Consider the following 20,837-nt stretch of genomic DNA (forward strand, 5'->3'; position numbering starts at 1 on the left):
TCTGGGTTGGCATAGATCCACTGTGGGAGCGAGCTTGCTCGCGATAGCGGCGGTCCAGCTTGCATCCATGTTGTATGCAACACACCGGTTTCAAGAGCAGCCCCGCTCCAACAGGGCCAAAAAACAATAAAAACAGGTAAACCCTTATGCCAAGCGATCATGCAAACCCGCAACCGGCAACGTCCTCGGTCGACTTCGAAAAGGTCGGCACCGAATATTTCCAACAACGCGAACTGAAAAAAGGCGCGGCGGGCTGGGTCCTGCTGGTGGGCCTGGGCGTGGCCTATGTCATCTCCGGGGACTACGCCGGCTGGAACTTCGGCCTGGCCCAAGGCGGCTGGGGCGGCATGTTCCTCGCCACCCTGCTGATGGCCGCGATGTACCTGTGCATGTGCTTTTCCCTCGCCGAGCTGTCCTCGATGATCCCCACCGCTGGCGGTGGCTACGGCTTTGCCCGTAGCGCATTCGGGCCTTGGGGCGGGTTTCTCACGGGCACGGCGATCCTCATCGAATACGCCATCGCCCCGGCAGCGATTGCGGTGTTCATCGGCGCGTATTGCCAATCGTTGTTCGGCATCGGCGGCTGGATGATCTACCTGGCGTTCTACATCATCTTTATTGCCATCCATATTTTCGGCGTCGGTGAAGCCCTCAAGCTGATGTTCATCATCACCGCTGTCGCCGCCCTCGCGCTGGGGGTGTTCTTGGTGGCGATGGTGCCGCACTTCAACGTCGCCAACCTGCTGGACATCCCTGTCACCGAGGCCAAGGGCGCCAGCCCGTTCCTGCCCTTTGGCTACGTCGGCGTCTGGGCGGCCATCCCTTATGCGATCTGGTTTTTCCTCGCCGTGGAAGGCGTGCCGCTGGCCGCTGAAGAAACCAAGAACCCCAAGCGCGACCTGCCACGGGGCCTGATCGGCGCCATGCTGGTGCTGGTGGCCTTCGCCCTGCTGATCCTGGTGATCGGCCCGGGCGGCGCAGGCTCCAACGCGCTGATGGCGTCGGGCAACCCGCTGGTGGAGGCCTTGGCCAAGGCCTATGGCGGCTCCACCTGGATGGGCAGCTTCGTCAACCTCGTCGGCCTGGCAGGCCTGATCGCCAGTTTCTTCTCGATCATCTACGCCTACTCGCGACAGATCTTTGCCTTGTCACGCGCCGGCTACCTGCCGCGCAAACTCTCGGAAACCAATAAAAGCAAAGCGCCGGTCTTGGCGCTGGTCATTCCCGGCATCATCGGTTTCGGCCTGTCCTTGACCGGCCAGGGCGACCTGCTGATTCTGGTGGCGGTGTTCGGCGCCACCATCTCCTATGTACTGATGATGGCCGCGCACATCACCCTGCGCATCCGTCGCCCCAAAATGGACCGGCCATACCGCACACCGGGCGGCATCTTCACCTCGGGCGTGGCCCTGGTGCTGGCGTGCATCGCCGTGGTGGCGGGCTTTTTGGTGGATCCGCGGGTGGTCATCGGCGCCGCGATCATCTATGGAGTGTTAATTGCTTACTTCGCGTTCTACAGTCGGCATCACTTGGTCGCAGGCACGCCCGAAGAAGAATTCGCGGCGATCCAGAAAGCTGAAGAAGCCCTGCACTAAGCGCTAACGTGCCGAAAACCACGGCGCCACCCAGGTGGCGCCGTCACGGAGAACCTGTATGGCCAGTTTTGCACACACGGTCGGCGCCCAGACCTACCGCTTCGACAGCCTCAAAGACCTGATGGCCAAGGCCAGCCCGGCGCGCTCCGGGGATTTCCTCGCCGAAATCGCCGCGCTCAACGACGGCGAGCGGGTGGCCGCGCAAATGGCTTTGGCTGACTTGCCCCTCAGCCATTTCCTGCAAGAAGCGTTGATTCCTTACGAGTCCGACGAAGTCACCCGGTTGATCGTCGACACCCACGACAAACAAGCTTTCGCCACCGTCAGCCACCTCACGGTTGGCGGTTTTCGCGACTGGCTGCTCAGCGACGCCGCCGATGAACAGAGCCTGCGGGCACTGGCCCCAGGCCTGACGCCTGAGATGGTCGCCGCCGTGTCGAAAATCATGCGCGTGCAAGACCTGGTATTGGTGGCGCAGAAAATCCGCGTGGTCACCAAATTCCGCGGCACCCTCGGCCTGCGCGGGCGCCTGTCCACCCGCCTGCAACCCAACCACCCCACCGACGAACCCGCCGGGATCGCCGCGAGCATCCTCGACGGCCTGCTCTTCGGCAACGGCGACGCCATGATCGGCATCAACCCGGCCACCGACAGCACCGCCTCGATCTGCGCCATGCTGGAAATGCTCGATGCCATCATCCAGCGCTACGACATCCCCACCCAGGGCTGCGTGCTGACCCACGTCACCACCTCCATCGAAGCGGCGAACCGTGGCGTGCCCCTGGACCTGGTGTTCCAGTCCATCGCCGGCACCGAAGCGGCCAATGCCAGTTTCGGCATCAACCTGAACATCTTGCAGGAAGGCTACGACGCCGGGCTCAGCCTGAATCGCGGCACCCTGGGCAACAACCTGATGTATTTCGAAACCGGCCAGGGCAGCGCGCTGTCGGCCAACGCCCACCACGGCGTCGATCAACAGACCTGCGAGACCCGGGCCTACGCCGTGGCACGGCATTTCAACCCGTTCCTGGTGAACACGGTTGTAGGCTTCATCGGCCCGGAATACCTGTACAACGGCAAACAGATCATCCGCGCCGGCCTCGAAGACCACTTCTGCGGCAAGCTGTTGGGCGTGCCGATGGGTTGCGACATCTGTTACACCAACCACGCCGAAGCCGACCAGGACGACATGGACACCCTGCTGACCCTGCTGGGCGTGGCCGGGATCAACTTCATCATGGGCATCCCCGGCTCCGACGACATCATGCTCAACTACCAGACCACCTCGTTCCACGACGCCCTCTACGCCCGCCAGACCCTGGGCCTGAAACCGGCGCCGGAATTCGAAACCTGGCTGGCGAACATGGGCATCTTCACCCAGGCCGACGGCCGGGTGCGGTTTGGCGACAACCTGCCACCGGCGTTCCGTCACGCCCTCGCACATCTGGGATGAGTGAACTGCCCATGGATAAAAAACCTGTCGACCCGCAAAACCCTTGGCTGAACCTGCGCAACCTCACCCCGGCGCGCATCGCCCTGGGCCGCACCGGCACCAGCCTGCCGACCCAGGCGCAACTGGACTTCCAATACGCCCACGCCCAGGCCCGCGATGCGGTGCACCTGGCGTTCGACCATGAGGGCATTCGCGCGCAACTGACTGAACGCAGCCGCGAAAGCCTGCTGCTCCACAGCGCCGCGGCCGACCGACACAGTTATCTACAGCGCCCGGACCTGGGCCGACGGCTCGACGAGGCCTCCGCGCAAGTCCTGCAGGACTACGCAGCGGCCCATCCCGGCGGCGTGGACCTGGCCATCGTCGTGGCTGACGGCCTGTCGGCACTGGCGGTGCATCGCCATACCTTGCCGTTCCTGGCGCGGCTGGAAGAACAGATCAGCGCTGAAGGCTGGTCGACGTCGCCGGTGATCCTGGTGGAACAGGGCCGCGTCGCCGTGGCCGATGAAGTGGCGCAGCGGCTCGGCGCGAAAATGTCGGTGATCCTCATCGGCGAACGCCCCGGCCTCAGCTCCCCCGACAGCCTGGGGCTGTATTTCACCTACAACCCCAAGGTCGGCCTGACCGACGCCTATCGCAACTGCATCTCCAACGTCCGCCTCGAAGGCCTGAGCTACGGCATGGCGGCCCATCGCTTGATCTACCTGATGCGCGAGGCCTGCCGCCGACAGCTTTCGGGAGTCAATCTGAAGGACGAAGCCCAGGTGAACACTCTAGAGGCGGAAAACGGAGCCGATATGAAAGGTAATTTCCTACTGGCGCCGCCCCGAAACTGATCCGTTTATCCGATTGCGTTTTTGATCCGCTTTCAGGCAGCATCAAAAGCACGGCAGCGCGACGTTGTTGTCAGAATATCTGTCGACCTTTGCAGACGAGACCTACCATGCGGATTATCCAAGCCACGCTGGAACACCTGGACCTGCTGACCCCATTGTTCGTCAAGTACCGGGAATTCTACGGCTCACTGCCCTACCCGGACTCGTCCCGAGCCTTCCTCGAAAAACGCCTGCGCCGCAAGGAATCGGTGATCTACCTGGCCTTGCCCGATGACGATGACAACCGGTTACTGGGCTTCTGCCAGCTCTACCCGAGCTACTCGTCGCTGTCCCTCAAGCGCGTATGGATCCTCAACGACATCTACGTCGCCGAAGACGCCCGCCGCCAACTGGTGGCCGACAACCTGATCCGCACCGCGAAAAAAATGGCCAAGGAAACCAACGCCGTGCGCATGCGCGTCTCCACCAGCAGCAACAACGAAGTCGCGCAGAAAACCTACGAATCGATCGGCTTCAAGGAAGATACCGAATTCAAGAACTACGTGTTGCCGATCAGCGAAGGCATCTGACCTAACAGTAATGCCTCTGTGGTGAGGGAACCCTCACCACACCAATATCCCTGACACAACACCAAGCCCTTGTGGCGAGGGGATTTATCCCCGCTGGACTGCGCAGCAGTCCCAAACCTGAGCACTCGGTGCATCAGTTTGATCGAGTCGGCTGATTTAGGGCCGCTCCGCGCCCCAACGGGGATAAATCCCCTCACCACAAAAACCAGCGCACACCCATCCCCCTGACACACCACCCCCGTGGCGAGGGGATTTATCCCCGCTGGGCTGCGCAGCAGCCCCAAAACCTGAGTACGCGGTGTATCAGCCCGACCGAGTCAACTGCTTCCATCACTCCATCACCACAAGAGCCTTCACCCACCCTGCCCCCAACCACAACACCGTCGAAATCCCTAGCTACAAACTCACCCCGCTCCCCGCCCTCCACCCCGTATAATGCCGCTCTTCCCGGCTTGTAAGAAAAAGCTACACACTCTGTAGCCATCCTCCAAGCCCGACCCAAAGCCTGCCGAGCCAGGCCACCACCACAGGTGTTATGCATGGATTTCAATCCCCTCGACCTCATCCTGCACCTCGATGTGTACCTCGACCTGCTGGTGACCAACTACGGCACCTGGGTCTACGCCATCCTGTTCCTGGTGATCTTCTGTGAAACCGGCCTGGTGGTCATGCCGTTCCTGCCCGGCGACTCCCTGCTGTTCATCGCCGGCGCCGTCGCCGCCGGTGGCGCCATGGACCCCGTGCTGCTGGCCGGCCTGTTGATGCTCGCGGCCATCCTCGGCGACAGCACCAACTACCTCATCGGCCGCACCGCTGGCGAAAAACTGTTCAGCAACCCCAACTCGAAAATCTTCCGCCGCGACTACCTGCAGCAAACCCACGACTTCTACGACAAACACGGCGGCAAAACCGTGACCCTGGCGCGCTTCCTGCCGATCATCCGCACCTTCGCCCCCTTCGTCGCCGGCGTGGGCAAAATGAACTACCTGCGCTTCTTCGGCTTCAGCGTCCTCGGCACCGTCCTCTGGGTCGGCGGCCTGGTGACCCTCGGCTACTTCTTCGGCAACGTGCCGTTCATCAAGCAAAACCTGTCGCTGCTGGTGGTGGGCATCATCCTGCTGTCGCTGTTGCCGATGATCTTCAGCTTGGTGCGCAGCAAAATGAACCAGCGCGCCTCGAAAGCCTGATCAGCCATGTGGTCCCTGAGCAACTGGCGTCGCCGACGCACCCTCGCCAAACACCCCGTCCCCGACGAAACCTGGCAGCGAGTGCGCCATCAGCTGAGCTTCCTCGACGGCATCAACGCCGCCGAGGACCAGTGGCTGCGGGAAGCCTGCGTGCTGTTCCTGCATGACAAACACCTCACCGCCCTGCCCGGCGTCGAACTGCACCAGGAACAACGCCTGCTCCTCGCCGCCCAGGCCCAACTGCCGCTGATGCACCTGGGCGAACTGAACTGGTACCAGGGCTTCCACGAAATCGTCCTCTACCCCGACGACTTCCTCAGCCCCCAGCGCTACCGCGACGCCAGCGGCATCGAGCACGAGTGGGACGGCGAACACAGCGGCGAAGCCTGGCCCCAGGGCCCGATCATCCTGGCCTGGGACGGCGTGATGGCCAGCGGCGGCTGGGACGGCTACAACCTGGTGATCCACGAACTGGCGCACAAACTCGACATGCTCAACGGCGACGCCAACGGCCTGCCGCCACTGCACCCCGGCATGCGCGTCAGCGACTGGGCCGACGCCATGCAACAAGCCTTCGACGACCTCGACCGCCAACTGGACCAGAACCCCGACGCAGAAACCCTCATCGACCCCTACGCCGCCGAAAACCCCGCGGAGTTCTTCGCCGTCACCAGCGAATACTTCTTCAGCGCCCCGGACCTGCTGCACCAGGCCTATCCACGGGTCTATGAACAGCTCAAGGCCTTCTACCGCCAGGATCCTTTGGCCCGGCTGCGGCAACTTCAAGCCGAAGATCCGGTCTATCAGGCGTCATACTAAGGTCTCTAAGACCCTGGTAACGTGGCAACAGCGGCCGAATATGCCTATAATCGCCGCCACTTTTTGGTCAATCCGACCAAGTCATTTGGTCAACTAACGGGGGCACCGCCCAATGAGCTACAGCAAGATTCCGGCTGGCAAAGACCTGCCGAACGACATCTACGTCGCGATCGAAATCCCGGCCAACCACGCCCCGATCAAATACGAAATCGACAAAGACAGCGACTGCCTGTTCGTTGACCGTTTCATGGCCACCCCCATGTTCTACCCGGCCAACTACGGTTACATCCCTAACACCCTGGCCGACGACGGCGACCCCCTCGACGTGCTGGTCGTGACCCCATACCCAGTGGCCCCAGGCTCGGTCATCCGCGCCCGTCCAGTCGGCATCCTGAACATGACCGACGACGGCGGCGGCGATGCCAAAGTCATCGCAGTGCCACACGACAAACTGTCGCAACTGTACGTCGACGTGAAGGAATACACCGACCTGCCACCACTGCTGATCCAGCAGATCGAACACTTCTTCGAGAACTACAAAGACCTCGAAAAAGGCAAGTGGGTCAAGATCGAAGGCTGGGCCGGCGCAGACGCCGCCCGCGAAGCGATCACCAAGTCGGTTGCCGCCTACAAAGGCTGAAACAAACTTGAAAAGAACCCCGGTTTGCCCCGGGGTTTTTTTATGCCTTAATGGCTTCTAATACGAACTTGTATTAACACCGTTTACCCACGTTTAGCCCGCGCCTTTCAAATCCCAAAAACGGAAAGATCGTCTTATATATTTGAACGACATGTTTATTGCCGAAAACACAGTCGCCCCTAAACTTTCCGTTTATGAAAATACTTTCCAGTGGCGACCGCTTCCGAGCCCTTCTAAAAGAAGCGAATATCCGATCCGCCGACTTCGCGAAGTTATACGGCGTGAAATCCCAACACGTGAACAACTGGTTCAACCGTGGCATCCCGCCAGGGCGCATCCACTCCATCGCCAGCCTGCTGACCGTCAGCCCGGAATGGCTCGCCCACGGCGAAGGCCCGCAAACCCCATTGGGCCTCGGCCCCGGCACCACCTACGAGGCGGCCGAAAACGATGGCGTCTACAGCGTGCTGGAACCCACGGACATCGAACTGCCTTTCTATAAGGAAGTCCCCATCGCCCCCGGCGAAACCAAAACCCACATCGTCGAAATCCCCGACCAATCCATCCGCCTGCCCCGCAGCCACCTCGAAACCCTGGAAATAAACCCCAGCGACGCCATCTGCCTCACCATGGTCGGCGACAGCATGGCCGAACGCATCGAAGACGGCTCCACCCTCGCCATCGATCGCGGCCTGACCCAAATCGTCGACGGCCAAATCTACGCCCTCGAACACGACGGCATGCTCCGTATCAAATACCTGCATCGCATCCCCGGCAACCGACTGCGCCTGCGCAGCCACAACAGCGCGGCCTACCCGGACGAAGTCTTCAGCGCCGAACAGATCGAGGCGCAGAACATACGGGTGATCGGCTGGGTGTTCTGGTGGTCCACCCTCAACAAACAGAGACCGCCGGTGTGCGATTGACCCTCCCGAACGGGCAGACAACCACCGAAGCCCAGTGGTTGGGCTTCAGTGGTTAGAAGCCTCAATGGTGAGCACATCTGTGGCGAGGGGATTTATCCCCGCTGGGCTGCGAAGCAGCCCCCGCTTTTCCCCTTGGATCAGCGATAACCCAATGATTCCACACCACTTACCACTGGGATTCTGCCGAAAACCCGAGTATCCTCCGCCCCACATTTGCGAGCCCCCGGCTCGCACCGACAAGGCAGATCACTTTCTGACCAAGTCCCACAGCCGGCCGCAAGAGCCGGATGTACGTTTTGAAGGCTGGTGAGGTTTGTCAAAAACGAACTGAGTTAGTCAACGAGAAGCCGGCCATAAGCCGGCTTTTTAATGTCTGAGCTTTATCCATCCCCCATCCAAAATCCCGCCTGATGACCAAACAACGTCGCTCGTAAGCACCCCGTTCTCGACAACGAAGGTCATCGAACACCGTATGATTCCCAAACGCCATCAGAAGAGAATATTCTGACGACATATTGCGCTGCGTCCTACAGCGAAACGGGAACCCTACGGATAGCCCCCGCCATGTCCTCTTCACCTACCAGCAATCAATCCAATCCGCCTTGGAGCCGTGACGAACTCGTCCTAGCCCTGAACCTGTACCTGCTGTACCGCGATGTCTTACCTGGCGTTAACCATCCGGAAGTCCGAGCCCTATCACAGAGCCTCAATCTCATTGGCAACGCCACCGGCGTGAGCAAGAACCAGAGTTTTCGTAACACCAATGGCGTTTACATGAAGCTCAACAATTTCCGTCGTTGGGATCCGAGCTACACCAACACGGGTCGCATAGGTCTTGCAAAAGGCAATAAGGACGAGGAGTTGGTCTGGCTGGAGTTTGCTAATAACCCCGAGCGTCTGGCCGAAGTCGTAGAAGCCATCAAGGCGAACGTGGGAACCACCTCTACTACGCCAATAGATCTAAGTGTGGAGGAAGAACCGGGCTTCTTCGAAGCAGAAGAAGGAAAAGTATTAACCCGCGTACACCGCGTACGGGAAAGGGACAAAAAACTCGTAAAACGAAAAAAGGACGAAGCCCTCAAGAAGCACGGTGTTCTCCAGTGCGAAGCCTGTAGCTTCAACTTCAGCAAAACATATGGCCCGGATGTCGAAGGCGTTATCGATGTGCACCACACTAAGCCACTGCATACGCTCCAACCTGGCGATAAAACCAAACTCACGGACCTCGCATTGCTATGTGCCAATTGCCATCGAGTGGTGCATTCACGCCGTAAGTGGCTGAGTGTCGCCGAGGTCAAGGACCGCTACCAAGCAGCCAAAAACACAGCCTGAACTGGCTCGGCTGCCAAGGGCAAATCGGTGAAAAGCCCACTGTGCCAAAAGAAAACTCCTACAATCCATCCCTAGATTTCTGACGTGGCTGTTGGTCACGTTTCTGGCGGCAAACGAGAGGCAAGCCTGTGAGCAAGGCAGATGGCACACCCAAACAATTAATCGACGTGGGAAATCTTGCAGCGTCCCTTCAGCGCTTTGCAGATGATCGGGACTGGCAGCAATTCCACTCCCCCAAAAACCTTCTGCTAGCGCTGACAGGCGAGGTGGGCGAGCTGTGCGAAGTATTCCAATGGATGAACGAAGCCGATTCACTGGCTGCCGCTGAGCATCCGACAACCGCCCAATCCGTGAAGGACGAGTTAGCCGACGTGCTCATGTACTTGGTTCGCCTGAGTAGCGTGCTTGGCGTCGATCTCAACGAAGCGGTAACGAGCAAGCTTGCTCTGAACGGCCAGAAATACCCCGTCGACAAAGCCAAAAGCACCAGCAAAAAGTACGACCAACTCTGACCTTCAGTGCTCTAAGGATCTCTTGTGATCGTTTACGCGGCGACCAAACAGCAATTCCTGAAAGACAACGATAACGACGACATTGAAGAAGTGATCCTACGGCACTTCAAAGAGGCCACCGGTAAGAAAGTGGGCCCATCAGAGATCAGGTCGTGGCAGGGATCCTTGACCTACATGGCCAAGGTGCTTCGAGATGATGACCTGCCTAGCAACGCTGGCCTGGCTATTGAGCTGCACATCCCTCAGTCCTCGAAGCGTATCGACTTTTTGCTCACAGGTCGTGATGAGAACCAAGCCAAGAAAGCCGTATTGATCGAGCTGAAGCAATGGAGCAAGGCGAGCGCAACCACCAAGGACGCAATTGTCAAAACTGCCTTAGGTGGCGGTCTCGTTGAAACCATTCACCCGTCCTACCAGGTATGGTCGTACGCAGCGCTGCTGGAAGGCTTCAACGAAGCGGTATATGACAAAAGCATCGAAATTCGCCCCTGTGCCTATCTGCATAACTATGTCAGTGATGGCGTCATCGACTCCGTTCACTACCAAGACCATACCAGTAAAGCTCCATTGTTCCTCAAAGGCCCCGAGGAACTGACCAAGCTACGAACCTTCCTGAAAAAACACATCACTCACGGCGATAATAAGGAGGTTCTTTACGAACTCTCCAACGGAAAAATTCGGCCATCCAAGGCGTTAGCCGAGGCGCTTGGCGGGCTCATGAAAGGCAAGCCTGAGTTCGTATTGATTGACGACCAAAAGGAAATATTCGAGTCCGCGCTGGTTGCTGCGAGTGAAGCGTCCATAGCAGCGCCAAAGGTGCTAATCATCGAGGGCGGCCCTGGGACCGGAAAAACCGTTTTGGCAATTAACTTGCTGGTAAGACTCACCGGGTTAAAGTTGCTGAGCAAATACGTCTCGAAAAACGCCGCTCCACGCAAGGTCTACGAAAGCAAACTGGTCGGTACGATCAAACGTAGTCATTTTTCTAATTTCTTTTCTGGCTCGGGTGCGTTTATCGAAACCGAGCCCAACACGTTCGACGCACTCATCGTTGACGAAGCTCACAGGCTCAACGAGAAAAGCGGCCTTTATGGGAACCTAGGTGAGAACCAAATCAAGGAACTGATCAACTCTGCGAAATGCTCGATTTTCTTCATCGACGAAGATCAGCGCGTGACCTTGAGCGACATTGGTAGCAAGCAGGCTATCCGCGCTTTTGCGAAAGCCAAAGGCGCAACCGTGGAGGAATACACACTGTCCTCCCAGTTCCGCTGCAGCGGCTCTGATGGCTATCTTGCGTGGCTGGATGATGTATTGGCTATTCGACCGACCGCCAATCCGCTACTCGATACTAGCGAGTACGAGTTCAAGGTGTTCGACACCCCGCAGGCAATGCACGCTGCCATTGAGCAGAAAAACCACGGAAACAAAGCTCGAGTAGTCGCGGGTTACTGCTGGCCTTGGCTCAGCAAAAAAGATCCCCAGGCGTCAGATATCGTGATCGGCGATGATTATGCGCGCCAATGGAACCTGGATCAGGACGGCAGTTTGTGGATCATTGCGGAAAACTCCATTGAACAGGTTGGTTGCATCCACACCTGCCAGGGACTGGAAGTCGACTATATAGGCGTGATCATCGGGCCAGATTTGATCGTTCGTGACGGGCAAGTACTCACATCGCCGCATAAGCGTGACAAACACGACAAATCGATTCGCGGTTGGAAGAAACTGATGAAAGAGCGGCCTGATTTCGCGCAGAAAGAAACGGATCTGATCATCAAAAACACCTACCGAACACTGATGACCCGTGGGATGAAAGGGTGCTACCTCTACTGTACTGATCGGGAGACGGCACAGTACTTTGAGAGCCGGCTTGCCGAGTGCAGCAACGACTGACGATCTGAGTCAAGACGTCAGACCTGCGTTACCAACAGCGGATCACGGCACCGTAATAGACCAAGTCTGCTGGGCTGGTTAATATTGACGCGCCGAAACGCACCCAAGCAGGTGCGTCTCTCAGAGGTGGCCTCCTGAGACTGATGATGGCGGGCGCTGTTCTAGGGGTTATAGGTCCTACGAGCTTCATTGCAGGTTTTGTAATTTCAGAAATCATCTCCCATCTATCAAATCTCAAAATGGAGGGTTTCCATATGGTCAAGAAGGCGATACACGAGGTAATGGCATACGTAAAACGCTTCACGAGCCGCGTCATCGCGTCTCTGGAGGCCCACCTCCCTTCCAGGCGAAGCCTGCTGAAGAGCTTGTGAAATTCAAGCGAAAAGGAATCTGAGAAATCGCTTTATCGGGTAACGGTAGCAAGCCGAACTTGACGTGGCGAAGGTCGACAGGGTACGGCCCTGCACAACTCTGAGAGTTCATCGTTCCGGCTCACGGGACAAAAAAGGCCTTGCCATGCAAGACCTTTTTTCATACCAGGGGTAAGCGCGACCCCTTGCTACCTCACCTCAACAATATCCAAAGCCCGATTAGCCAACAGCTCGCTCAACTCAATCACCTGCAAAATCCCCATCGCAACACGTCGTCGCGATCCCTCAAGGTCAAACGCCAGATCATTGATCATGGCATTGGCCGCAGCGAGGTTTTCACTGAGACTGGCAAGCAGACATTCCGAATCAACATCAGGCGCGATACGAAAGATGCTGTTGGGATTGTCAGACGTTTCTTTCTTCGGCGTAGGCTTCAGATAAAAATCCAAAGCCCGGTTCGCAGCATCATCAAGCTTCTTGTTACGAGCAGACTGAACGCGAGACACGGTTTCGTCGGTAGCTGGCGGGTTCGGTGTAATTTTGACCATGGTAAAGCTCCTAGAGTCTGTCGGAGCTACCTCCCTTCGCTGCGAAACGAAGATGGGTGGCAGCTGTACGCGGGTTCGCAGACCGGGACTCTAGGGACCGGCAGACCCGAGGGTCTCCCACGCACAGCCACCTCTGACGAAATCACAGACATGAGCGATCTGCTTTCGAAGGTGACGTTGTGCGCCTATAGAGTCCGGGCTGCGAAACCCGATCACTGATGAGCAGTGACGGATTCAAACTACCTAGGAGACCCAAGACGCACAAGCCGGCGGATTCTGGCGTAGTTGTAGGCAATGGCGCAAGGCGATGTCGGTCTTGGCTAGTCTCGTGGAGTCACGATAAACAGCTGGCCGGAATGTTGCGGATGCACCGCTATCGCGAGCAAGCTCGCTCCCACAGAGGAGCTTGCGTACATACGTCGAAGGGAAATGCATTCGCGACTGGCTGCATCCTTGCAGCCAGTCGCGAAGAGGGTGTTACTACTCGTTGTCCAGGGGCTCGCGAGCAACATCGCAATAAATCAGGCGGGATATCTCGATCATATCCACAACGGTTTTGTCATCGACCTCAAACCCGCTGCCTGAAACCCCTGTGTTGCTGTTACTTAAGCGTAACGTCAAGCATCGGCGGGATGTACCCATAGTCGTACTCAGCCACCACAAACGTCTGCTGCCCTTTTATTTTCAAACCCACCGTAGGTGCCTCAGTGCCACCCACACGAATCTGCGTGCCGGTTTCGTCGGTCGGTACGCTGTCGATGAAGGAGGTCACCAGGCCATTTGGCATCACGTAGTGCGAGTAGGTCTGGAATGGCTGGGAGGACGGGTTGCCCAGCACCAGGCCGGAACCGTTGAGCGGCACGTAGGGGCCGAACAGCGAGTCCGCGACGAAACCGTACACGCCGTCCGGCCCGGTCACGCCGTCGGCATAGGTGAAGGTGTGGCTGATCGTGAACAGGTAGTACTTGCCATCCTGGAACACGAAGTGCGGGCGCTCGGTCTGGTCGTTGACGCCCACGGCCGTCAGCAGGGGCGGCAACATTTCCCAGTCGTCGCCGTCCGCGTCGCGGGCCACGGCGATGCCAACGCAGGCGGTCTGGAAGCGCGAGTTGCCGACATCTTCATAACCCGGTGGCACGTCGCCGATTTCGGCCTCGCCCACTTTGTGCGAGCCACGCTCACCGGCCACGTTGCCCTCGAACAGCATGTACAGCTTGCCATCTTTCGGGTCGCGGAAAGGCCATGGGTCGCGGAAACCCCAGAAGGCGTTTTGGGCTTCGGTCTGGTACATCTTGCCGTCGGCCTCGAACAGCGGCTTGACCTTCTCGAAGCCGACCATGCTGACACCGTGTTCAGTGGTCACTACCCGACCGCGCACCTTGACGATGGTCGCGCCTGGGGTGACGGCGGTGTAATACAGGTCCACTTCACCTCGGTCGTTCAACAGAATCGGGGTGCCGGCCCATTCGCGAGCGGTCGGCGAAACGCCTTCGGCCATCACGCGGCCACCGAATTCCCAGTTCTTGCCGGTGCGAGAAAACCAGTAGTACATCTTTGCTCGACCGTGACGATCGTTCCAATCGCGGAGGATGTCGTAGTTGCCGTCCTCATCGAGGTACGCCGGGTCGTTTGGATGACGATCGGCCGTCAGGGTGAAGATCACCGACCAGCCATCGACGGACGTCACGTTACCGTCCAAGTCGCGCAGGGGCATGGTGTCCCAGATGAACACGTCGTTGTTCAGTACCGGGAAATCCGCGCTCACCAGCGGCTGCGTGGTGGTGGGATCGTCCACCCGGACTTTCAGCGCATCAGCGCGGGTCCAGAGGCTGGGTTGATGGGGGGTTACACCAAATTTTTCAGTGGTGGTTTTCATAAGGTAATACCTCGTCCATGAATGGATTCAAATAAATGACGCTTGAGAAATACTGGATGCGCATACAGTGAAGCCACCTTATAGAGGCTTATGCATGCGGGTCAAGCAAAAAAATGCATTTGTGCATAATTTGGTTTTTTCTTGATGCTGATACGTTTCAGCCTTGAGCGTTTGCAGAAGTTCGTTCGCGGGAAGATCGACGACGTTGCCGGCACGCTCGGTGCTCTGAGCCGCTAGTCAGTGGAAAGCTCGCGTAACTGGCAACAGGCGGAAGTAGTGCATAGAGGGATTGGTCAACTGAGCTTTGGCGTCCTGCGCAAAGCTCAACAAGGCGGGGGAGTCAGCGGTTCTGATGCTGACTGGTGTATCGCTATCGCGAGCAAGCTCGCTCCCACAGGGTATGCGGTGGCTGTGTGGGGGTGTGCAGAAAAGCATCGGGCAGGTGACCAAACCTGCCCGATGCCAACGACCTGACCTGTTACCTCAACGTATTCAAACAAACCACCTTCGGCTGGGTCATTTCCTCATACGCAAACCGCACCCCTTCCCTGCCCAGACTGCCGTACTTGGAGCCCCCGAACGGCATGGCATCGAAACGGAAATCGGAGGAGTCGTTGATCATGACGCCGCCGGCTTCGATGCGTCGTGCAGCACTCATAGCCGTGGACAGGTCATTGGTGAGAATACCGGGGACAGACCACGATTAGGAATTGACTGGTGACAAGCTCTCTTAATCGTGGTCTGTCCCCTGGAATTCTCCAGGGATGGGGATACCTGACTGATGGAGGCTTGAGCGACTCAGCAACGACGGGCGACTAAACCCGATCAGTGATGAGCCGAGTTGATAGAAAATTGTCATCTCATGTTCACAGCTATATCAAACGAGACTCAACCCATTCTTTAAAGAAAGCTCCTTGCTCATCTGGATCGCCAGCCAAGTCACTATCATCATATTCAAATATATAGACAATATCATCGAGCGATGGTGTGCCCCCCATACTCAGCTCATATGCTTTTAGCCCAAGCGACATCTGTGCCGCCATACCGGACGGATGAACATTTTTCTTAGCACCTTTACAAAAAAAGGTGACATCTGGATTGTCTCGCCGGAGACTCGCAAAGCACTCATAAAAATTTCTACCTACATATGTTCTATCGACACCATTTGCCGCACTGAAAGTGATTGCGATTTTTTTAGAATCACACACTAGGCAAGCGCTTTCTTTTTCTCCGCCCCTAGATATATAGACCTCCACCTTAGAAATCATTTTTTTATCCTCCTATTAGGGTTAGGGATGGAGTAACCAAACTCCTTTCCATTATCAAGTATTAAGGTTGCACCAAGCACATCCTCGTTACTTATACGATCTGGAATTGCAATCTCTTTTTCAGCCCCGAACAAATATGCAGCTCCCAGTTCCTTTTGTAGATCATGCCCTGGGATTTTTTGCAATGTATACAAGTACCCTATCCTCGTGTACTCACCGGTGGCAAACTTCTTCCCCACATTTCGTGAATAGGAGGTACTAATATAATAACTAGGAGGCCAATCACTATCCAAAGAGTGTAAAAATAGATCCTTGCTTTTACCTTTGCTTTTAAAGCCATTTTCAAAAACATCTTCTGGATCTCGTTCATCACCGCGGTACAGAAAATCCTCTTCTTTCTTAGTAGTAGGCAGCTTAGGTTCTGTTCGACTAACAGCTACCTTCGCCGCCGGATCCTGCCCCCCAACCGCCGGCCTACACCCACCCTTCCCCGGACAATCCACCAACCCCAGCGGATCCACCCACCCCGTCGGGTTCACCGTGTAGCGATACCCATTGAGCCCACCCGCCAACTTGCTCGGGTCAGGCGTCAAATAGCGGCCGGTCTCGGGATTGTAGTAGCGGTGCCGGTTGTAGTGCAGGCCGCTTTCCGGGTCGAAGTATTGGCCTTGGAAGCGCAGCGGTTGTTCCAGCTGTTCGTCGCCGCCGTGGGTGAGTTCGGTGAGTGTGCCGTAGCCGTTGTAGCGCGCCGTCCAGACGATCTGGCCGGCGGGGTTGGTCAGTTCCTGGGGCGTGCCCAGGTGGTCGAGGTGGTAGTAGAACGGGCGGGCGTCGGGGCCTTCGCCGTCGAGCAGGGCCAGTGGGCGGAAGGTGCCCGGTTCGTAGACGTAGCTGCGGTGGTGGCGCGGGCTGTTTTCGGCGACGAGCTGGTCGCCCTGCCAGAAAAATTCCGTGGCCAGGCCGTCCACGGTCTTGCTGATACGTCGGCCGAAGGCGTCGTAGCGGTAGGACGTTTCGCGGCCGTCGGCGCCGGTGACGCCGATCAGGCGGTGTTGGCTGTCGTAGCGGTAGGCGCTGACCAGGGCCTGGCCGCGGCGTTCGCGGATCAGGTTGCCGAAGGCATCGTAGTCGTAGTGGCGGTCGCCCTCCCTCAGCAGGCGGTTGCCCTTGAGGGTGGTCGGGCCGGGGCGGTCCTGCATCAGCAAGTTGCCGGCCGGGTCGTGGCTGAAGTGTTCCGGCGGTTCGCTGTGGGAAAAGTCGATGCGGGTCAGGCGATCCAGCGGGTCGTACTGGTAGCTACGGCGATTTCGCTGGTCGGAAAGGGTCTGGAGGTTGCCTCGGGGGCTGTAGGCATAGTCGCGCCAGAACAGTTGCTGCTGGGGGTTCTGCCACACAGTCTGGGCCTTGAGGCGGCCCTGTTCGTCGTACGTGTAATCACTGCGCAGCCGGCCCTGCTGACGTTGCCGTTCGCGGCCGCCGTCAACGCGGTGTTCGGTCAGGCGCGCGCCATTGAGGTCGATGGCGGTCAGCGCGCCACCGGGGGCGTGGTGGTAGTCGAGCTGGCTGTCGTCCGGCAGGCGCAGGTGGTTGAGGCGCCCGCCGGCATCGTAGCGATAACGCAGGGTGCCCCAGCCCTGGTGTTCCGTGACCAGCCGATCCTGGGCGTCGTATTCGAAGGCCAGCGGGTGATCGCTGCCGTCGTCGACGTGGACGAGCCGGCCCAGTTCGTCGTAGCGGTATTCGATGGCCTGGCCGTCGGGCAAGGTCTTGATTCGCAGTCGCCCGGCGGCGTCACGCTGGTAGCGGGTGACCCGTTGCGAACCGTCTTCGCCGTGCTCGGTTTTTTCCAGCAAGTGGCCGTTGAGGTCGTAGGCGTAGGCGGTGCGTTGGCCGTCGAAGCCGACTTGCTGTCGGATCAAGCCGTTGGGCGTGTAGTCCAGCTGATATTGTTCGCCGGATTCGTTTTCGATCTCGGTCAGCAACAGCCGCGCCGAGTCGTAGCGGTACTTCAGCTCACTGCCGTCGGGGTTCAGGCGGCGGCTGACCAGGTGCAGGTCGTCGGCGTATTCGTAGCGGGTGGTTCGGCCCTGCTCGTCGCGCTCGGCGATGACCTTGCCGTAGGCGTTGTAGCTCCAGGCCCGGGTGGCGCCGGTGGGCAGGGTGACTTGCAGCAGGCGGCCGACGGCATCCCATTGGTAGTGCGTGAGGGCGCCGTGTTCGTCCCGGCGGCTGAGCAAACGCCCCAGGGCGTCGTAGGCAAAACACCGCCGACCACCGTCGGGCAGGACCTCTTCGGTCAGTTGGCCCAGGCGACTCCAGGTGAAACGATGTTCGCCACCGTCCGGGTCATACCTGGCCAGCAGTTGCCCATGGGCGTCGTAGGCATATTCCGTACGCTGGCCGTCGGGATCGATGCTCGCGATCACATCGCCCCGGGCATTGCGGCGGTAGGTCCACACGGCCTTGCCGCGGGAGCGGGCGTGCAGGAAACCGTTGCGGTATTCGTAGGACGTCGGCGCTTCGTCCGGCGGAATCAGCGCCACCAGCCGTCCGACGTCGTCGTAGCGGTATTCGCTGACCGCCCCCAGCGGGTCCTGTTCGGCGATCAAGCGGCCCTGTTCGTCGTAGGCCTTGAGGTGCTCGCCGCCGTCGGGCTCGACCTTGCGCACCAGTCGCGCCCGGTCGTCGTGGACATACACCTCCTGGCTGCCATCCAGGTGCCGGACCGTGACGCTGCCGTCCTCGCCCCAGGTGTAGCGGCTGTCCATCTGCGCGAAGGAGGCCCAATGCCGCACGCAGCGGGACGCCGCCCCGACGCCTTGCCACTCCCAGTAAAAGCTCGCCCCACCGGCCAGTTGCCGCTGGAGGATGACGTGCTGGTCGTCGTAGTCGTAGCGTTCGCTTTCACCGGCGGCATTGGTCGCTTCGATCAGTCGGAAACGTCCGTCGTAGCGGTAGGACACCAGCGTCTGTTCGGTCCGCCAGGCTTCGTCGAGGGTGAGGGCCGGGTGGAAGCTCTGGTAATCGACGGCGACCAGGTGGCGCTGTTCGTAACGCAGGCGCAGGGAACGCCCGGCGCCGTTGTCCAGGCGGCTGATGTCGCCGTGGATGTTGCGCTGCACGGTCAGGCGGTTGTCGTAGCGGTCGCTGAGGGCGATCAGGTGGCCGTCGCGAAAGTGCAGGAACGGGGCGTTTTCCCCGGGCTGGGCGATGATCAGTTCGTCCGGCGCGGCCCCCAGGTAGATGGCCGCCCGGGCCAGGCTGTTGTGGATCGCCGGACGCTGGGCGTTGGGCAGTGGAAAGATCGTGCGGCGGTTTTCCTGGTCGACCCAGGTGACCTGCTCGCCTTTGAGCTCCAGGCGATGGGCCAGGGCATGGCTCCAGCCGCGTCCGAGGCCGACGTCCAGGGCGACGGCGCTGGTGCGGTACAGCCGGGTGAAGACGAACGGCAAGCGCCCGTCGAGGGTGCCGTCGTCCAAGGTCAGCAGTTCTTCGCCGGTGACCATCGACACCGGGCAGCCGCTGGTCTGGGTCTGGGCCGCGGTGTCGGCGCTGTCGCCGTTGGGGTTTTTCGATTGGGCCGGGGAGTCGTCGTGGGGTTCGTGTTTGCTCAGGCGGGTAGAAGACTGGGACTTTTCCCGCGCCACGGCGGCCGGATTGCTCACAGACAATGGCGCAGAGTGTTCAGGGGTGATGTGCAAAGGTCCGACAGGCGTCGGCTTCAAGGGCGCGCGCTGGGCGCTGACCACCAACGGCTTCAGCACATCGGCATGCCGGTCGAGCCGGTCGGTGGAGCGTTGGGCCAGCCTGAGGCTTGATGCGGTTAACCACTCGCGAGCCCGCTCCGAGCGGAGCTGGCCAAGTACCTTGCCGCTCATCCGCATGCCCATGCCCAGGGCGCCGGTCAAGCGCATCAACAGGAAATTGATCAGCACCGAAGCGCGCATTTCACCTACGACTTCGGCCATGTACTGAGGCGGCAACATCCGCAGCCAACTGGTGAATGCGGCCACGTGAACGAAGAGCAACGGCTCGTCACTCAACACCATGAGTCCTTTGGCGATGGCCTCGGATGACGTTTTCAGTAACTGCTCAAGTTCAACCTGGGTCAGGTATTCCAGGAGCTTTTCGCTGTTGGCCTGCAGATCGGCCAGCAGCCCGAAAACCTGTTTAACGTCATCCCATAGCTGATGCAGGGCGTTTTCAAAACCGCGCCAATCGGCCTGCTGCAACAGGTCATAACGTTCGCGAAATCCGGCGTCGGAAAACTCCGCCCACAGGGGTTGAAACTCGTCCCACTCGGCCTTCAGCCAGCCCTCAAGTTCGTCCATCACCCCTTGGTAAGACGCATACAGCGCCTTGACGTGATCGGCCGTGACATGGGGGAAAAAGGTGATGCGATAACGCTGGCCTCGCCAACACTCAGGCACTTCCAGGATGCCGCTGGGGCCGATCACGTGATGGATCGGCTCGCCGAAAATTTCCTTCCCCGGCGTGCCATCGATGACCGGCTCCAGCATCACCGGTGTGTCGCCAATCGGCACGAAACGCGCCGCCTGGAACATGTGCACCAGCGTCAGCGGACCACTCGCCGGACACGCGATCACCGTGGCACTGATGGGTTGATCGAGATTCTTCGGCGCCGCCAGGGACACCTCGGTGCCGACCTTGAATACCTGTTCAAGGTCCAGCGCCCAGCCGGCCCAAAAGCTTTCAGCCCAGGCGTCGTAGTCGTTCAGGCAGTTTCGAAAGTCCTGGAAAACCGCCTCGACATTCGGCTGCTCGGGGTCCATGGCCGCCATCACCAAAGAACCGATGGTGTTGTTCAGGGCCAGGAGCTTGTCGGGGGCAAACATGCAGGAATCTCGCGGTGCGGGGACGAACGCGAGACTCTGCCGGGGATGACAGGGGAATTAAGTCAGTGGAAGGGGACAAGGGATGTAGGGCGATTCGCTAAATTCAAACGCTTGGCGTGCGAACCCCGCCGATGGCTATAGATGCCACGACAT

15 protein-coding genes, 1 other RNA gene and 1 pseudogene are annotated in these 20,837 nt (G+C 59.0%); 12 read left to right on the forward strand and 5 right to left on the reverse strand.

Annotated features, from left to right (window positions below; translation table 11 throughout):
• Positions 1–146: 146 nt before the first annotated feature.
• The 12 genes from eat (at position 147) to AB7M32_RS01070 (ending at position 11,924) form a co-directional block, all read left to right on the forward strand.
• Positions 147–1,595: an ethanolamine permease gene (eat, locus tag AB7M32_RS01015; RefSeq protein ID WP_454248853.1), complete on the forward strand. Its 1,449-nt coding sequence runs from the start codon at positions 147–149 to the stop codon at positions 1,593–1,595.
• Between the two features lie 58 nt (positions 1,596–1,653).
• Positions 1,654–3,048: an ethanolamine ammonia-lyase subunit EutB gene (locus tag AB7M32_RS01020; protein ID WP_454248854.1), complete on the forward strand. Its 1,395-nt coding sequence runs from the start codon at positions 1,654–1,656 to the stop codon at positions 3,046–3,048.
• 11 nt (positions 3,049–3,059) lie between these two features.
• Entirely contained in the window at positions 3,060–3,884 is an 825-nt protein-coding gene (gene eutC / locus AB7M32_RS01025) for an ethanolamine ammonia-lyase subunit EutC (RefSeq protein ID WP_454248855.1), read from the forward strand.
• Between the two features lie 107 nt (positions 3,885–3,991).
• A complete protein-coding gene (locus tag AB7M32_RS01030; RefSeq protein ID WP_060740460.1) occupies positions 3,992–4,453 on the forward strand; it encodes a GNAT family N-acetyltransferase in 462 nt (153 codons plus the stop codon).
• A 539-nt stretch (positions 4,454–4,992) separates the two neighbouring features.
• Complete coding sequence (locus AB7M32_RS01035; RefSeq protein ID WP_454248856.1) at positions 4,993–5,640, forward strand: DedA family protein; 648 nt, start codon at positions 4,993–4,995, stop codon at positions 5,638–5,640.
• A 6-nt stretch (positions 5,641–5,646) separates the two neighbouring features.
• A complete protein-coding gene (locus AB7M32_RS01040; protein WP_454248857.1) occupies positions 5,647–6,459 on the forward strand; it encodes a M90 family metallopeptidase in 813 nt (270 codons plus the stop codon).
• A gap of 112 nt (positions 6,460–6,571) precedes the next feature.
• Positions 6,572–7,099: an inorganic diphosphatase gene (gene ppa, locus AB7M32_RS01045; protein ID WP_053151827.1), complete on the forward strand. Its 528-nt coding sequence runs from the start codon at positions 6,572–6,574 to the stop codon at positions 7,097–7,099.
• Between the two features lie 194 nt (positions 7,100–7,293).
• Positions 7,294–8,025 carry a LexA family transcriptional regulator gene (locus tag AB7M32_RS01050; protein WP_207280675.1) on the forward strand — a complete coding sequence of 244 codons (732 nt, stop codon included), beginning with the start codon at positions 7,294–7,296 and terminating at the stop codon, positions 8,023–8,025.
• Positions 8,026–8,589: 564 nt separating this feature from the next.
• Positions 8,590–9,357: an HNH endonuclease gene (locus AB7M32_RS01055; protein WP_454248858.1), complete on the forward strand. Its 768-nt coding sequence runs from the start codon at positions 8,590–8,592 to the stop codon at positions 9,355–9,357.
• A gap of 128 nt (positions 9,358–9,485) precedes the next feature.
• Entirely contained in the window at positions 9,486–9,869 is a 384-nt protein-coding gene (locus AB7M32_RS01060) for a nucleotide pyrophosphohydrolase (protein ID WP_454248859.1), read from the forward strand.
• Positions 9,870–9,893: 24 nt separating this feature from the next.
• Positions 9,894–11,765, forward strand: coding sequence for a DNA/RNA helicase domain-containing protein (locus AB7M32_RS01065; RefSeq protein ID WP_454248860.1), 1,872 nt, complete (start codon positions 9,894–9,896; stop codon positions 11,763–11,765).
• Between the two features lie 90 nt (positions 11,766–11,855).
• An RNA gene (locus AB7M32_RS01070) (hammerhead ribozyme type II) lies at positions 11,856–11,924 on the forward strand.
• 400 nt (positions 11,925–12,324) lie between these two features.
• On the opposite strand, the gene AB7M32_RS01075 is transcribed toward AB7M32_RS01070, so the two are convergent.
• The 5 genes and pseudogenes from AB7M32_RS01075 to AB7M32_RS01095 all read right to left on the reverse strand — a co-directional run bounded on the left by AB7M32_RS01075 (position 12,325) and on the right by AB7M32_RS01095 (position 20,684).
• The gene (locus tag AB7M32_RS01075) at positions 12,325–12,684 is read right to left on the reverse strand and encodes a DUF6124 family protein (protein WP_454248861.1); all 360 of its coding nucleotides are present in this window, start codon (positions 12,682–12,684) and stop codon (positions 12,325–12,327) included.
• 601 nt (positions 12,685–13,285) lie between these two features.
• Entirely contained in the window at positions 13,286–14,560 is a 1,275-nt protein-coding gene (locus tag AB7M32_RS01080; protein ID WP_454248862.1) for a glycoside hydrolase family 68 protein, read from the reverse strand.
• A 478-nt stretch (positions 14,561–15,038) separates the two neighbouring features.
• Positions 15,039–15,248: pseudogene (locus AB7M32_RS01085) on the reverse strand (aldehyde dehydrogenase family protein); the annotation flags it as partial.
• Between the two features lie 184 nt (positions 15,249–15,432).
• Entirely contained in the window at positions 15,433–15,828 is a 396-nt protein-coding gene (locus tag AB7M32_RS01090; RefSeq protein WP_454248863.1) for a hypothetical protein, read from the reverse strand.
• On the reverse strand, positions 15,825–20,684 hold the full coding sequence (locus AB7M32_RS01095) for an RHS repeat-associated core domain-containing protein (protein ID WP_454248864.1): 4,860 nt from the start codon (positions 20,682–20,684) through the stop codon (positions 15,825–15,827). Before AB7M32_RS01095 ends, AB7M32_RS01090 begins: the two co-directional genes overlap by 4 nt.
• Positions 20,685–20,837 lie beyond the last annotated feature (153 nt).

Source organism: Pseudomonas sp. R151218B TE3479 (assembly GCF_053629195.1).

Bases quoted from the DNA above. Each gene is read 5' to 3' on its own strand.
- eat (WP_454248853.1), top strand. From the start codon at position 147: ATGCCAAGCGATCATGCAAACCCGCAACCGGCAACGTCCTCGGTCGAC.
- AB7M32_RS01020 (WP_454248854.1), top strand. From the start codon at position 1,654: ATGGCCAGTTTTGCACACACGGTCGGCGCCCAGACCTACCGCTTCGAC.
- eutC (WP_454248855.1), top strand. From the start codon at position 3,060: ATGGATAAAAAACCTGTCGACCCGCAAAACCCTTGGCTGAACCTGCGC.
- AB7M32_RS01030 (WP_060740460.1), top strand. From the start codon at position 3,992: ATGCGGATTATCCAAGCCACGCTGGAACACCTGGACCTGCTGACCCCA.
- AB7M32_RS01035 (WP_454248856.1), top strand. From the start codon at position 4,993: ATGGATTTCAATCCCCTCGACCTCATCCTGCACCTCGATGTGTACCTC.
- AB7M32_RS01040 (WP_454248857.1), top strand. From the start codon at position 5,647: ATGTGGTCCCTGAGCAACTGGCGTCGCCGACGCACCCTCGCCAAACAC.
- ppa (WP_053151827.1), top strand. From the start codon at position 6,572: ATGAGCTACAGCAAGATTCCGGCTGGCAAAGACCTGCCGAACGACATC.
- AB7M32_RS01050 (WP_207280675.1), top strand. From the start codon at position 7,294: ATGAAAATACTTTCCAGTGGCGACCGCTTCCGAGCCCTTCTAAAAGAA.
- AB7M32_RS01055 (WP_454248858.1), top strand. From the start codon at position 8,590: ATGTCCTCTTCACCTACCAGCAATCAATCCAATCCGCCTTGGAGCCGT.
- AB7M32_RS01075 (WP_454248861.1), bottom strand. From the start codon at position 12,684: ATGGTCAAAATTACACCGAACCCGCCAGCTACCGACGAAACCGTGTCT.
- AB7M32_RS01080 (WP_454248862.1), bottom strand. From the start codon at position 14,560: ATGAAAACCACCACTGAAAAATTTGGTGTAACCCCCCATCAACCCAGC.
- AB7M32_RS01090 (WP_454248863.1), bottom strand. From the start codon at position 15,828: ATGATTTCTAAGGTGGAGGTCTATATATCTAGGGGCGGAGAAAAAGAA.
- AB7M32_RS01095 (WP_454248864.1), bottom strand. From the start codon at position 20,684: ATGTTTGCCCCCGACAAGCTCCTGGCCCTGAACAACACCATCGGTTCT.